The sequence below is a fragment of the Nocardia arseniciresistens genome (genome assembly GCF_046764875.1).
In the GTDB taxonomy this organism is placed as follows: domain Bacteria; phylum Actinomycetota; class Actinomycetes; order Mycobacteriales; family Mycobacteriaceae; genus Nocardia; species Nocardia arseniciresistens.
In genome coordinates, this window is the sequence record NZ_JBKORD010000001.1 from 1 (window position 1) to 14,229 (window position 14,229).

The 14,229-nt window shown below is 63.5% G+C and carries 11 protein-coding genes and 1 pseudogene; 6 read left to right on the forward strand and 6 right to left on the reverse strand.

Going from position 1 to position 14,229, the window contains the following annotated elements; all coding sequences use genetic code 11:
- The 4 genes and pseudogenes from ACLMAJ_RS00005 to ACLMAJ_RS00020 all read right to left on the reverse strand — a co-directional run.
- Positions 1-1,864, reverse strand: a pseudogene (locus ACLMAJ_RS00005) (DNA-directed RNA polymerase subunit beta); the annotation flags it as partial.
- A gap of 304 nt (positions 1,865-2,168) precedes the next feature.
- Positions 2,169-2,348, reverse strand: coding sequence for a hypothetical protein (locus tag ACLMAJ_RS00010; RefSeq protein WP_412011337.1), 180 nt, complete (start codon positions 2,346-2,348; stop codon positions 2,169-2,171).
- A 70-nt stretch (positions 2,349-2,418) separates the two neighbouring features.
- A complete protein-coding gene (locus ACLMAJ_RS00015) occupies positions 2,419-2,673 on the reverse strand; it encodes a hypothetical protein (protein ID WP_412011338.1) in 255 nt (84 codons plus the stop codon).
- A gap of 665 nt (positions 2,674-3,338) precedes the next feature.
- A complete protein-coding gene (locus tag ACLMAJ_RS00020) occupies positions 3,339-4,286 on the reverse strand; it encodes a hypothetical protein (RefSeq protein ID WP_412011339.1) in 948 nt (315 codons plus the stop codon).
- Between the two features lie 414 nt (positions 4,287-4,700).
- On the opposite strand from ACLMAJ_RS00020, the gene ACLMAJ_RS00025 reads away from it, so the two are divergent.
- Complete coding sequence (locus ACLMAJ_RS00025) at positions 4,701-4,898, forward strand: hypothetical protein (RefSeq protein WP_412011340.1); 198 nt, start codon at positions 4,701-4,703, stop codon at positions 4,896-4,898.
- A gap of 36 nt (positions 4,899-4,934) precedes the next feature.
- Here ACLMAJ_RS00025 and ACLMAJ_RS00030 read toward each other — a convergent pair whose 3' ends face one another.
- Positions 4,935-5,756 carry a helix-turn-helix transcriptional regulator gene (locus ACLMAJ_RS00030; RefSeq protein ID WP_412011341.1) on the reverse strand — a complete coding sequence of 274 codons (822 nt, stop codon included), beginning with the start codon at positions 5,754-5,756 and terminating at the stop codon, positions 4,935-4,937.
- 310 nt (positions 5,757-6,066) lie between these two features.
- On the opposite strand from ACLMAJ_RS00030, the gene ACLMAJ_RS00035 reads away from it, so the two are divergent.
- The 5 genes from ACLMAJ_RS00035 (at position 6,067) to narI (ending at position 13,494) form a co-directional block, all read left to right on the forward strand.
- Entirely contained in the window at positions 6,067-6,315 is a 249-nt protein-coding gene (locus ACLMAJ_RS00035; protein ID WP_412011342.1) for a hypothetical protein, read from the forward strand.
- A gap of 307 nt (positions 6,316-6,622) precedes the next feature.
- Entirely contained in the window at positions 6,623-10,378 is a 3,756-nt protein-coding gene (locus tag ACLMAJ_RS00040) for a nitrate reductase subunit alpha (protein WP_412011343.1), read from the forward strand.
- Between the two features lies 1 nt (position 10,379).
- Entirely contained in the window at positions 10,380-12,080 is a 1,701-nt protein-coding gene (gene narH / locus ACLMAJ_RS00045; RefSeq protein ID WP_412011344.1) for a nitrate reductase subunit beta, read from the forward strand.
- A complete protein-coding gene (gene narJ, locus ACLMAJ_RS00050) occupies positions 12,077-12,757 on the forward strand; it encodes a nitrate reductase molybdenum cofactor assembly chaperone (protein ID WP_412011345.1) in 681 nt (226 codons plus the stop codon). Before narH ends, narJ begins: the two co-directional genes overlap by 4 nt.
- On the forward strand, positions 12,754-13,494 hold the full coding sequence (narI, locus tag ACLMAJ_RS00055) for a respiratory nitrate reductase subunit gamma (RefSeq protein WP_412011346.1): 741 nt from the start codon (positions 12,754-12,756) through the stop codon (positions 13,492-13,494). Before narJ ends, narI begins: the two co-directional genes overlap by 4 nt.
- A 175-nt stretch (positions 13,495-13,669) precedes the next feature.
- Here the strand turns inward: narI and ACLMAJ_RS00060 are convergent, their stop codons facing one another.
- Complete coding sequence (locus ACLMAJ_RS00060; protein WP_412011347.1) at positions 13,670-14,119, reverse strand: VOC family protein; 450 nt, start codon at positions 14,117-14,119, stop codon at positions 13,670-13,672.
- Positions 14,120-14,229: the final 110 nt, after the last annotated feature.

Sequence of the window (14,229 nt, forward strand, 5' to 3'; positions counted from 1 at the left end):
CGGAACGGATCAGCGGCACGGCCTGACGCTGCATGTTCGCACCCATCAGGGCACGGTTGGCGTCATCGTGCTCGAGGAACGGGATCATCGCGGTCGCGACCGACACCATCTGACGCGGCGAGACATCCATATAGTCGACCTCGGCCGAATCTACGAGCTCGACCTCGGAATTCTTGCGACGCACCACGATTCGCGCGTCAATGAAACGCCCCTCGGCATCGAGCGGCTCATTCGCCTGCGCCACCACATGCAGATCTTCCTGGTCGGCGGACAAGTAGTCGACCTCGTCGGTCACCTTGCCGTCGACCACCTTGCGGTACGGGGTCTCGATGAAGCCGAACGGATTGACTCGCGCATACAACGCCAGATAACCCATCAACCCGATATTCGGACCTTCGGGCGTCTCGATCGGGCACATCCGCCCGTAGTGGCTGTAATGCACATCGCGGACTTCGAGACTGGCGCGTTCCCGACTCAGTCCGCCCGGCCCGAGCGCCGACAGCCGGCGTTTATTGGTCAGACTCGCGAGCGGGTTCCGCTCATCCATGAACTGCGACAGCTGCGAGGTTCCGAAGAACTCTCTGATCCCCGCGACGACGGGGCGGATATTCATCAGCGTCTGCGGGGTGATCGCCTCGACGTCCTGGGTCGTCATCCGCTCGCGGACCACGCGCTCCATCCGAGACAGCCCCACCCGGATCTGGTTCTGGATCAACTCACCTACGGTGCGCACCCTGCGATTACCGAAATGGTCGATGTCATCGACCTCGACCCGAACCTCGATGCCACCGGGGGCCGTCATGTTCCGATCACCCGCGTGCAGACGCAGCAGGTACTCGACGATCGTGACGATGTCTTCCTCGGCGAGGACCCGTGAGTCGACGACTTCGCCGGTGTGGATGCCGAGCTTCTTGTTGATCTTGTAGCGACCGACGCGCGCCAGGTCGTAGCGCTTCTTCTTGAAGAACAGATTCTCCAGCAGAGCCTGCGCGGACTCCTTGGTCGGCGGCTCGCCCGGACGCAACTTGCGATGGATATCGAGCAGCGCCTCATCGGTGCCCGGTGTGTTGTCCATCTTCAGCGAGGTCATCATCACCTCGGAGAAGCCGAAACGCTCGGCGATCTCCTCGGTCGACCAACCGAGCGCCTTGAGCAGGACCGTCACGGGTTGACGGCGCTTGCGGTCGATGCGGACACCGACGGTGTCGCGCTTGTCGACGTCGAACTCCAACCACGCGCCGCGCGACGGAATGACGCGCACGCTGTGCAGGTCCTTTTCCGTGGCCTTGTCGACGCTGTTGTCGAAGTAGACACCCGGCGAACGCACCAACTGCGAAATAACGACGCGCTCGGTGCCGTTGATGATGAATGTGCCCTTGTCGGTCATCATCGGGAAATCACCCATGAAGACCGTTTGGCTCTTGATTTCACCAGTGTTGTTATTGATGAACTCAGCGGTGACGAACAGCGGCGCCGCGTATGTCATGTCCTTGTCTTTACATTCCTCGATCGAGGACTTGACCTCCTCGAAACGAGGCTCTGAGAGGGTCAGCGACATCGTTGCGGCGAAGTCCTCGATCGGGCTGAGCTCGTCGAGTACCTCTGCCAATCCGGCCGCAAGCGATTCGCCGCGTGCCGCTACCCGTGCACGCCAGGCAGGCGCACCGATCAACCATTCGAACGAATCGGTCTGCGCTTTCAACAGCCCCGGAATATCTAGGGGCTCACGGAGTTTGGCGAACGATACCCGCTTCGGCGTGCCGGATCGATCGCGTCCGGCCGCTCCGTTCCTTCCGCTATCGATGGGTATTCCGGCATTGGCCATGGTCTGACTCGAGACTGCCAAGATGCGTCCTTCCAGCACCTCGCGCCGCCCACGCGATTCGCGCGGTCGTCACGGTATCTGCTTGTCCTGTGGGCTGTAATTCACATTGCGCACCGGACCGGACGCTGCCCGAACATGACTCGACAACGACGGGTAGCGAGTGACACGCAGACAGTGCCACTTTCTACAGTCATTTCATATTTCGAGAGTTGGACAGCATGCGCCCCGGCGCGAAGTCCCAAATTACACCCGAACTCGATCGATGTCGAGGGTGCAGAACAAAATAGACACGCAATTCCCGGTGTCTTCCCCTATTAATAATGACATCTCAATATGCCATTCGTCAAGTCCATTGGCCGCAATCCGCGAGCGCATTGGTCAGCTGGCCGCCGATGCGATCAGGCTTTCGATACGGTTCGCGGCCGAGCGTGCGTTGCCGGTCGTGCTCGGTCACACGCTCACGCCTCTCGACCGCCATCGCAGCCATCTCGTTGACCTGGTCCAGGCAGACGGCGAAGTCCATCCGGACACCATGCACGAACACACTCAGCTGGACATCCGCCTCATGCGGCATCGGGGAACGCCGGCACTCATCATGTCTCCGAATCTCGAACGCCGATGGGTGCAACCGGGATGGCTTCGGTTACGTCGAGGTTGTCGTACACCTCGAGCCAACCGCTGGCCTCAACTCCGCAGAGCGTTCCATCCGCCAGATGCGCGGTCGGTCGACTGTCGACGGGAGCCAGCTCGAGCTTCGCACGGGTGTCTTCATGGAACGTCGCGAGTAGCGCCCGCACGGACGGAGCGATCTCACCTGCGGGCAAAACCACGACCACGTCATTGGACATGAATCACCGCCCGCGACTTGCCCGGTCCCGAACACGCACGAACCGATGCGATGACAGCGAGTCCGGAGGGACGGAACGTGTCTGGTGATGGTTCGATCCACCGCCGGAACGGCTCGGACAGCGGCGCGGGTGACGGGAGCGCGACCGTGCCGCCCTCTCGAATCACAGATACGTTGTGGCGAAACAACTCCGCGTACAGCGATACATCCTGCGGTATGTCCGGCCTGATCGAATACATCCACCGATTCGACAGTAGAACCACGAGAATCGGGCCGAAAGCGACACCACTGCAACCTATATGATGTCTTACTGCTTGCCCGAGCGGCGCGAACATCCGCATCGCCTACACATGCGTTGCCTTCGTGACGATGCCGCCCATGCTCGGCAGGTCGACAGTCGCGGGCAGATCGCACGCCCGCCGGTCGAAGACCGTGCGCGAGGTCGGAGTATCACCAAAAGCTGAGTGGTGCAGTCATATACCGACGGGACGCGTTCACGGGCGGCGTGAACGACGGCGAGTTCGAACGCCTGCACAGCTGAACCCAGACACGAAGGCCCCCAGCTCATTACGAGCGCGGGGGTCTTCGTTGTCGCAGGCGGCTTGCTCGACCGCCGAAGGTGATCGATGGAGACCGGCACTCACCAGATGTCGACCGAGTGTGCGGTCAGACGCCGGAGATACCGATCTGGGCGCGTACTGCCCCGAGGTGGCCGTGCTGGACGGAGGCGAAGATGCGGCGCGCGTGCACCGCCACCGGGCTCGTCGACCATGGCGCCAGCGCGGTGGTGAACATGAGCTCGCACCAGGACATGGCGGGTACTTCGCCTGCGGCAAGTGTCGCGATGAGCGACATTTCGGTGTCGTGGCCCGACCATGCGGCAATCAGCCAGCCCGCGTCGAGGCGGCCGAGGAACTCATCGGCATCTTCAGGAGGTCCGTGGGGAGTATCGACAGCGAGATGAACGATCGCGGCGATAGCGTGCCGCATCCTGGCATCGATGCCGACGGCGTCTTGCAGCAGCAACGCTTCCAGCGCCGAGCGCAGTTCTACGCCTGGGTCGATCGGCGAGTCCTCGATCATCGGGGTGGTAGCGCGCGAACTACGGATCATAGGAAGTATCTCCTTCGAGTCGGTATCGAGCTGGGGTGTTGCGATGACCGAACGGAGCGCGCACGACCCGAACCGGCCGGGCCACCCGTTCTCGACCAGGCTGACAAGTGCACCGGGGTTCCAGTCCAGCCTGCCGAAGGCAAGGCACCATTCCAGCGCCGGATTGTCCTCGGCTACTACTACATCCAACGCGAGCCCGGACATCGACGCGGTGCACGCGAGCGTGACGGCGTCCACGTCGGGTTCGGTGATGGTCAAATGCAAGGTCGCCTCGTCGTGGCCCGCGTCGGCGCGGGCCCGGCCCGCCAACCAGACCGCGCGGGCTGCCGCGGCCATTGCGCCCGCTCTGCGGTCACCGTGCGGGTGATCGACGTCGCTGTCGAGGAAGGGGCCATACCAGAGCGCGCGGCCCTCGTCACCGCACACCGCGAAGGTGCCGTTGGAGCAATCCGCTGCCGCGGCTAGTGTGATGTGGGGTACCAGTTGGATGTCATTCGTCATGAATCACTCACTCCCGCAATGTGCGCGCAACCTGTCCTCATCGAGCGGGTGATCGCGATGTCGTCACCGACTTCGCGAATTACCCGATAAACGGATCAAATACGCTCCGGGACGGGTTGTCCAGGGAATCGACAAGATCGACTACACCCTGTGATGTACTTACACCGACCAGTGAAAACTCCGGCCGCGCCGAACACGCTCATCCGACGCACAATACCGAGGTCGGAGACCTTTCGAACGGTAACGTCGCAGTCATACCCTGCGTTCAATCAGACTCGGTAACAGTTCATTTCCAGCCGGGGATGATTCGAGGTCCCGTATTGCTTCTCGCGCATGGATTTCTCATGGACGAATCCGTGTTCGATCCATTGCGGAAACCGTTGGCGGCCGCCGGAATCAATGTAGTGACGTGGGATGCGCGCGGCCACCGCGGCATCGGGACACAACACGCTGGTGATATCGAATGCGCTCGGTGTCGAAAAGGCCGCCGTCGGCGGCATGCGCCAGGGCGGTTACTCGGCACTGCGAACCGCCCTGCGCGCGCCGGACCGAGTGTCCGGACCAGCGCGCTACTCGATACCGAGGCGGGCTCGTGCAGCCTGCCCGAATTGATGCACAATCGCGCATTCTTCGACGCATGGCGCATGCCTACGAGCCGAACGACTCCGTGGTCGACGTCTGCGCGGGGCAGGGCGTGCGGATGCCGAGAAAGAATTGGACCCTGCCCGGGTAGTTACCGGAATCCACCCGGAACATTTGGGCATCGAGACTGTAGGGCTCCCCGGTGCCGAGGTCACGAATAAGCATCGGCTGGTCTCGCCCATAGATGGTGCGCCCCGCAGCCCACATGGTCCGAAATTCCGGGTAGCCCCCGAGTTCTTCGAGCAATTCGGCGGACCAGGCGGTATCGCCCGATTGGCCGATGAGCCCACGTAGCCAGTCCACCGTGAGCGCGGCCTCGCGCTCCCAATCGACCATGACCCGCTTGGACAGCTCGTTTCCGAAGAACCAGCGCAGCACATTGACGTCCTCGACCAGCCCGGGGAAAGTGGCGGCGTAGGCGTCATTGCAGAACAGAATGTTCCACCGCGTATCGAGATAGCTTGCCGCATTCGGTTCATGCAATCGCAGCCCGTTGCGCATGTCGGCACCGATTTCCGCGCGCAGTTGTGGTACTGCGGGAAATGTTTCCTCGGTGAGCCCGGCCAGATCGAAAAGGTGCCTACGCTCGGCGTCAGCCAAGCGACCGATTCGATCCAGATACGCGATCAGCGAGGTCACCACAGCCTTGGTCGGGCGATCGCGATCACCGCTTTCGAGGTGGGTGATATAGCTGGAGCTGACCCCAGCGGCGAATGCCAGCTTTTCCCGGGAAATCCGACGGTCGTCACGCAGTCGTCGCAGCAGCCCCCCGAAGGTGGGGGGCCGCAATTGATTCCCGTCGCCGGGATCGGTCGACTTGCTCAGCACAGCAATCCACTCCTATGAAGCAGTAGTCACATCAACGAGTTGGGTACATCTACGCGAGCGGCGAGCTGGACTGCTCGCACCGCCGCGGCGCGAACAAGGTCGATTTGGTCATAGCTCCATCGTCGACGATGCGAGTCCGTGTCCATAGGACTCGATATTAAACGATATTCGTTCTTTATATTCGGAGCACACGCCGTCAAACAGCAACAATGCAGCTACCTATTTAGGGCTGGATTCGCTACGCTGCCACCAACATTCAGGATGCTCGGGGCCCGAATCTGCAGCCCAGCCGAGGCTACATCGACACCGAGTGCTAACCCAGCGCGGCGCGGCGACGACCTTGTCGATCCGGTTGCTACGGGTTTCCGGGCGCTCGGACGCGGCGATTGCGCTGCAATTCACGAGGCTTCGAGTAGGACAGGGCATCGAAACCGACCGGCATGCACGCGTGCGCCGGCGCGGTGGCCAGATCGCGGGGTACCTCGACGACGCGTTCGGCGTCATCAGGCTCCACCGCGACCGTGACGACGCCGCCGGGCTGCTTTATCCGTACGCATGACGGTCGCCGAAATTCTCGGCAAATGTTAACAAATGTAAAGCAAATAAGAACCGGCGGTTTCCAAAGCTTCACCGGCAAGTCCCGAATACACTTGACGATTACGGCATTTCGGCCGGTCAGACGACATCGGGGCTGGTCACGTCCATGTCGGGAGCATTTCACCGCTATCGTTCGGTGACCGTCATATTGCCGCGATCTCACAACTCACCGACCATCGACGCGCGTTGTGAGAGACGCATTTTGACGCGCAACGCGGCCTCCTTACAGTCGGAACATCAGCCCGATTTCACAGCTCGAAGGGGGCGTCGTGGTCAAATCACACACTCAAGGTTCCGCATCCTCCGATTCGGCCGATCGACCATCCCCCGATGCGGGCGACGCGCTGCTTCGATTGGGCAAGTACTTTCGCCGAGGCGAGCCCTCCGCCGATCAGCGCAGCCTGCATCAAGTCGGTGGGCGCAGCGCCGACGAGTTCTACCGCGATCGGTGGTCGCACGACAAGGTCGTGCGCTCCACGCACGGGGTCAACTGCACCGGGTCATGTTCATGGAAGATCTACGTCAAGGATGGCGTGATCACCTGGGAGTCCCAGCAGACCGACTATCCGTCGGTCGGCTCGGACAAACCCGAGTACGAACCGCGTGGTTGCCCACGCGGCGCCTCGTTCTCCTGGTACACCTACTCCCCAGCGCGGGTGCGTTATCCATATGTCCGCGGCGTGCTGCTCGAGATGTATCGGGAGGCCAAGCAGCGCTGCAAGGACCCGGTGCTGGCCTGGGCCGATATCGTCGAGGATCCGGTCAAGGCCGAGCTCTACAAGTCCGCTCGCGGCAAGGGCGGCTTCGTGCGTGCCGAGTGGTGGGAGGCCGCTGAGATCGCCGCCGCGGCGCACGTGCACACCATCAAACGCTATGGTCCCGACCGGGTAGCGGGCTTCTCGCCCATCCCGGCCATGTCCATGGTCAGCCACGCCGTCGGCGCCCGGTTCATTTCACTGATCGGCGGCTCGATGCTGTCGTTCTACGACTGGTATGCCGACCTGCCGGTGGCATCGCCGCAGGTGTTCGGCGACCAGACCGACGTACCGGAATCCGCCGACTGGTTCGATGCCGGCTACCTGATCATGTGGGGCTCCAATGTGCCGGTCACCCGGACCCCGGACGCGCACTATATGACCGAGGCCCGCTATCGCGGGCAGAAGGTCGTCGTGGTCTCCCCCGACTATGCCGACAACACCAAGTTCGCCGACGAATGGGTGCCCGCGCGGCCAGGAACCGATGCGGCCCTTGCCATGTCGATGGGGCACGTCATCCTGAAGGAGTTCTTCGTCGACCGCGGTACACCGCGGTTCCTGGACTACATCAAGCGCTACACCGACCTGCCGTTCCTGGTGTGCGTCGATGATCCGCAGGGGTGGGATGCGGAGGGCGCGTACCACCACGACGGCGCGCTGCCCGGCAAGTTCCTCACCGCCGCCGACCTCGGGCACACCGGCGAGGGTGTGGAGCACAAGCCCGTGCTGCTCGACGACGCGGGGAAGCCCGTCGTGCCCAATGGTTCTCTCGGGCACCGCTTCACCGCCGCCGATGCGGGAAAATGGAATCTGGACCTCGAAGGTGTCGATCCGCTGCTGACCTTGCACGGCAGGCCGGACCAGGAGCCGGTCGCAGTGCGGCTGCCGCGCTTCGATTCCGACAAGCCCGGCGTCCTTGTGCGTGGCGTGCCGACCATGATGATCGGCGGCAAGCGCGTCACGACGGTCTTCGACCTGCTGTTGGCGCAGTACGGCGTCGGCCGCGACGGACTGCCCGGTGACTGGCCGACCGGCTACGACGACGCCGCGGCGCCGTACACCCCGGCCTGGCAGGAGACGATTACCGGCGTACCCGCCGTGCAGGCCGAGCGGATCGCGCGCGAATTCGCCGACAACGCAGACAAATCCGGTGGACGCTCGATGATCCTGATGGGCGCGGGCACCAACCACTGGTTCCACTCCGATCAGATCTACCGCGCCTTCTTCACATTGACCCTGCTCACCGGCTGCCAGGGTGTAAACGGCGGCGGCTGGGCACATTACGTGGGCCAAGAGAAGTGCCGACCGGTAACCGGTTGGTCGACTTTGGCTTTCGGACTGGACTGGCACCGACCGCCACGGCAGATGCAGGGCACGGTGTTCTGGTACCTGACCAACGATCAGTGGCGCTACGACCCGTTCACCGCACAGGCCTTCGCCTCCCCCTTGGCCAACGGAGCCTTCGAAGGACGGACCGCGGCCGACAATATCGCGCTGGCCAGCCGTCTGGGCTGGATGCCGACTTACCCGACCTTCGATCGCAATCCGCTCGACCTGGCCGACGAGGCCGAAGCCGCGGGCAAGAGCGCACCGGACCACGTGGTGGACAGCCTGAAGTCGGGTGCGCTGCGGTTCGCCTGCGAAGACCCCGACGCACCGGAGAACTTCCCGCGCTGCCTGACCGTGTGGCGGGCCAACCTCCTCGGTTCCTCCGGTAAGGGCAACGAATACTTCCACCGGCATCTGCTCGGCGCGGACTCCAACCTCCAGACCACCGATGACTCCGGCGTGCGACCACAGGAACTGGTCTGGCGCGACGAGGCACCGACGGGCAAGCTCGATCTGCTCCTTTCGCTCGATTTCCGGATGACGAGCACCACCTTGTTCTCCGATATCGTGCTGCCCGCCGCGACCTGGTACGAGAAGCACGACCTGTCCTCGACCGATATGCACCCTTTCGTGCACGCCTTCTCCCCCGCCATCTCCCCACCGTGGGAGGCCAAGACCGATTTCGACGCCTTCCACCGGATCGCCCGCGGCTTCTCCTGGATGGCCGAAAAGCATCTCGGCACCCGCAAGGACATCGTCGCGGTGCCGCTACAGCACGATTCACCGGATGCGCTGGCGCAGGCGGGCGGCCGGGTGCTGGACTGGAAAGCCGGTGAGTGCGAGCCGATTCCGGGCAAGACCATGCCCAAGATCGTGGTGGTCGAGCGTGACTACTCGAAGATCGCCGAAAAGATGGCCGCACTCGGGCCGCTCGTCGAAACGCTCGGGCTCACCACGAAGGGCGTCACCACGCTCCCCGACGAAGAGGTCGCCTACCTCGCCGGCGTGAACGGCACCGTGGTTTCCGGTGTGGCGCAGGGGCGCCCATCGCTGTCCAAGGACACCCACGCGGCCGAGACGATCCTCGCGCTTTCCGGCACCACCAACGGCAGGCTCGCGGTCCAGGGCTTCCACGCACTGGAACGGCGCACCGGAACCCAGCTGGCCGACCTGGCCGCCGAGCACGAGGGCAAGCGAATCACCTTCGCCGACACCCAGGCTCGGCCGGTGCCGGTCATCACCTCGCCGGAGTGGTCCGGCAGCGAGACCGGCGGGCGTCGATACTCGCCCTTCACCATCAACACCGAGCGGCTCAAGCCGTGGCACACCCTCACCGGTCGCCAGCACTTCTATCTCGACCACGACTGGATGGCCGAACTCGGCGAGCAGCTGCCGATCTTCCGGCCGCCCTTGGATATGACTGCCTTGTTCAGCGAACCGGCTGTGGGCGACGTCGGCGCCAACGGCGTCACCGTCCGGTACCTCACGCCGCATTCCAAGTGGTCGATCCACTCGGCCTACCAGGACAACCTGCACATGCTGACGCTCTCCCGTGGCGGGCAATCGATCTGGATGTCGGAGAAGGACGCCGCGAAAATTGGTGTGGCCGACAATGATTGGATCGAGGCGATCAATCGCAACGGCATCGTTGTCGCGCGCGCGATCGTCAGTCACCGGATGCCGGAGGGCACCGTGTTCATGTACCACGCCCAGGACAGGGCGGTGGGCGTGCCGCGCATCGAGACGACCTCCGAGGTGAACGACGCACGAGGCAAGCGCGGCGGCATCCACAACGCGCTCACCCGCATCATGATCAAGCCATCGCACCTCATCGGCGGCTACGCGCAGCAGTCCTTCGCGCTGAACTATCACGGCCCCACCGGAAATCAGCGCGACGAAGTGACGACCATTCGCCGTCGCTCGCAGGAAGTGGAGTACTGACATGCGCGTGATGTCACAGATGGCCATGGTGATGAACCTCGACAAGTGCATCGGCTGCCACACTTGCAGCGTCACATGTAAGCAGGCATGGACCAATCGTGGCGGCACCGAATACATGTGGTTCAACAACGTGGAAACCCGCCCAGGACAAGGCTATCCGCGGCAATACCAGGACCAGGAGAAGTGGAAGGGCGGCTGGGATCTCAACCGGCGCGGCAAGCTGACGCTGAAGTCGGGCTCACGGATGAAGCGGCTGCTGAACATCTTCGCCAATCCGGACTTGCCGACGGTGACCGATTACTACGAGCCGTGGAGCTACGACTACGACAACCTGCTGTCGGCTCCCGCCATGGACACCGTGCCGGTCGCGCGGCCGAAATCACTGATCACCGGGAAGAACACCGATATCACCTGGGGCGCGAACTGGGACGACGACCTCGGCGGCGGCCCGGAACAGGTCGGCAAGGATCCACTGCTCGCGCGGCTCTCGGACCAGGTGAAGCTGGAGTTCGAGCAAACGTTCATGTTCTACCTGCCGCGAATCTGCGAGCACTGCCTGAACCCGTCGTGCGTCGCCTCCTGCCCGTCGGGCGCGATCTATAAGCGCTCCGAGGACGGCATCGTGCTCGTCGATCAGGACAAATGCCGAGGGTGGCGGCAATGCGTCACCGGCTGTCCGTACAAGAAGATCTACTTCAATCACAAGACCGGCAAGGCCGAGAAGTGCACCTTCTGCTACCCACGGGTCGAAGTCGGTATGCCGACGGTGTGTTCGGAGACCTGTGTCGGACGGCTGCGCTACATCGGTGTGATGCTCTATGACGCCGATGCCGTGCTCGCCGCCGCTTCGGTCACCGATACCAAGGATCTCTATCCCTCGCAGCTCGGTGTGTTCCTCAACCCACACGATCCCCGCGTGGTCGCGGAGGCCGAACGAGCCGGGATCTCACCGGAATGGATCGACGCCGCGCAGAACTCGCCGGTGTACAAGCTGATTGTCGACTATCAGATCGCGCTTCCGCTGCATCCGGAGTACCGGACCATGCCGATGGTTTGGTACGTGCCGCCGCTGTCGCCGGTGGTGGATGTGCTTTCGGAGACCGGCCACGACGGGGAGAGCGCACCGAATCTGTTCGGCGCCATCGACGCATTGCGCATCCCGATCGAATACCTCGCCGAACTGTTCACCGCCGGTGAGGTCGGGCCGGTACGCGCCGCGCTCCAGCGGCTCGCGGCGATGCGCTCGTTCATGCGCTCGGTGAATCTCGGTGTAGAACCTGATCCTTCGATCGCGCCGTCGGTACGACTGGAGCCCGAGGAGATCGAGGCGATGTACCGGCTGCTCGCCATCGCGAAATACGAACACCGCTACGTGATTCCGACCGGCGCGGGAACCCAGGCACACGAGCTGGACTCCCTCGCCACCGGCTGTAGTTTGGACACCGATGGCGGGCCCGGTATGACGGCGCTCGACACGATGGTGGAGAAGTTTCATCTCACCGACGCCAATGACGCTGCGCCGGAGGAGAAGTCGAACCGGATCAATCTCTTGAATTGGGATGGGCGCAGCACCGAGGGATTGCTGCCCGTCGTGAACGTGGTCAATGGCAATGGCACGAACGGTCACGGCGCGAGCGACACATCGAAAAACGTCGCCGCCAACAATGGTTCGGCCACCACACCGACCGGAGCGCGACGATGAGTCTGCTGAAAGTGCGCCGACGGCCCGAACCGGCCGTGCCGATGCCCGAGCGCGACCGCCGCCTGGTGTGGCGGATCGGCGCACTGCTGCTCGATTATCCGAGCGAGCAGTTGCTGGCCGAGATCGACCAGATATTCGATGCGGCAACGCTATTGCCGGAGCAAGTGCGCTCGCACCTACTGGCGTTCCTGACCCACCTGCGCAGCATCTCGCAGCTCGAGCTGGCGAAGAAGTACGTCGAGACCTTCGATATGCGCCGCCGCTCCAGCATGCACCTGACGTTCTACGCCTACGGCGACACCCGCAAGCGCGGGATGGCACTGCTGCGGTTCAAGCACGCCTACCGACACGCCGGTGTGGAGCTCGGCGACAAGGAACTGCCCGACCACCTGCCTGTGCTGCTGGAGTTCGCGGCGACCGTCGACCCGATCGGCGGTGAGCGGCTGCTCGGTGAGCACGTACCGGTCATCGAACTGTTGCGACTGTCGTTGGCCGACAACGGTTCCCCGTATTCCGGCGTGCTTTCGGCCATTGTCGCCACGTTGCCCCCGCTGACCACCGCCGACCGCCGTCGCATCGCCGAGTTGGCCGCGCAGGGACCACCTGAGGAGGAAGTCGGGCTCGACACCTTCGCCATGGACCCCGCCCTCTTCGACGGATCGGGAGCCCGCCGATGACCACCGTCTTCTGGATGACACTGCCCTATGTGGCGTTCACGTCGTTCCTACTCGGCCACCTGTGGCGCTATCGCAACGACCAATTCGGTTGGACCACCAGGTCATCGCAGATCTACGAAAGTCGCCTGCTGCGCCTGGGCAGTCCGCTGTTCCACTTCGGCATGCTCGGCGTGATCGGCGGACACGTGCTCGGTGTGCTGATACCGGAGTCCTGGACCGACGCTGTCGGCATCTCCGAACACACCTACCACCTGGTCGCGGTATCGGCGGGATCCGGCGCCGGAATCGCGGTGCTGCTCGGCGTCGGCATACTGCTCTACCGCCGCATCACCGTGCCCGCAGTCCGCAAGGCGACCACCCGCAACGACCAGCTCATGTACACGCTGCTCGCCGCCGCGCTGATCACCGGCCTGCTCAACACATGGGGCAGCAACCTGCTGTGGGGCACCTACAACTATCGCGAAACCGTCTCCCCTTGGTTCCGTAGCCTTTTCACGCTGCACCCGCAGCCCGAACTGATGGTCGGCACTCCGTGGACCTTCCAAGTCCACGGCCTCGTCGTGCTGACCCTCATCGGGATCTGGCCCTACACCCGCCTCGTGCACATGTTCAGCGCCCCCATCGGCTACCTCACCCGCCCCTACATCGTTTACCGCAGTAAGGAATCCAAAACCCCCGACAAGCGCCGCTACGCCCGTGCATGGGAAGCCCCCGTCACGCCCGAACACTGGCGCTGACCCGAGGCCGCAGACCGGCCGTGCGCGGTCATGCGCGGCCGATCGCGACAGTGTGACCTCGGCAGCGAGCCCTGTCCGCGACTGAGACGCTCGAGGTAACGCGACAGAGCCCGCCCGTTCGCTCGACACAGCAAGCGACGGGCGGGCTTTGACCATCTGAACGTGATCGCCCTGATCAGGCCCCTTCGTAGGCATCCTGGAGCGTCCGCAGATCGATCTTGGACATGCCCCGCAGTGCGGTCGCGACGGCGGCGGTCTTGGTGGGGTCACCACCCATCAATTCGGGAAGGGCGGCGGGTGCCACCTGCCAGGACAAGCCGTAGCGGTCGGTGAGCCAGCCACACGGCCCCGGCTCACCGCCCTCGACAAGCGCGTCCCACAGGCCGTCGAGCTCGGCCTGGGTCTCCACGATGAGCTGCACCGACGCGGCATCGGTGAGCGGGTGGCCCGGGCCGCCGTTCATCAGCGTGTAGGACTGTCCGTCCAGCTCGATGGCGACGATGAACGCCGAACCGTCCGGGTTACGGGTCACCTCGACGACACGGGAGTCGGGCACGATCTCGGTGTAGTGGGTTGCGGCTTCCTCGGCCTTGTTGTCGAACCAGAAGAAGGTGGTGACGGTCATAGTGGGGCTCCTTGCTGAGTGGCTGACGTACTGTCACCCTTCGGTCGGAGCCGATCACCACCCTTCGACCTATCCCGGCAGATTTCTCGAGACTATTTTTCGAGAGCCTC

Excerpts from the sequence above, each read along its gene's own strand:
- ACLMAJ_RS00020 (WP_412011339.1), bottom strand. The coding sequence starts at position 4,286 with ATGACGAATGACATCCAACTGGTACCCCACATCACACTAGCCGCGGCA.
- ACLMAJ_RS00015 (WP_412011338.1), bottom strand. The coding sequence starts at position 2,673 with ATGTCCAATGACGTGGTCGTGGTTTTGCCCGCAGGTGAGATCGCTCCG.
- narJ (WP_412011345.1), top strand. The coding sequence starts at position 12,077 with ATGAGTCTGCTGAAAGTGCGCCGACGGCCCGAACCGGCCGTGCCGATG.
- ACLMAJ_RS00010 (WP_412011337.1), bottom strand. The coding sequence starts at position 2,348 with ATGGACTTCGCCGTCTGCCTGGACCAGGTCAACGAGATGGCTGCGATG.
- narH (WP_412011344.1), top strand. The coding sequence starts at position 10,380 with ATGCGCGTGATGTCACAGATGGCCATGGTGATGAACCTCGACAAGTGC.
- ACLMAJ_RS00025 (WP_412011340.1), top strand. The coding sequence starts at position 4,701 with ATGCGCGCGGCCACCGCGGCATCGGGACACAACACGCTGGTGATATCG.
- narI (WP_412011346.1), top strand. The coding sequence starts at position 12,754 with ATGACCACCGTCTTCTGGATGACACTGCCCTATGTGGCGTTCACGTCG.
- ACLMAJ_RS00060 (WP_412011347.1), bottom strand. The coding sequence starts at position 14,119 with ATGACCGTCACCACCTTCTTCTGGTTCGACAACAAGGCCGAGGAAGCC.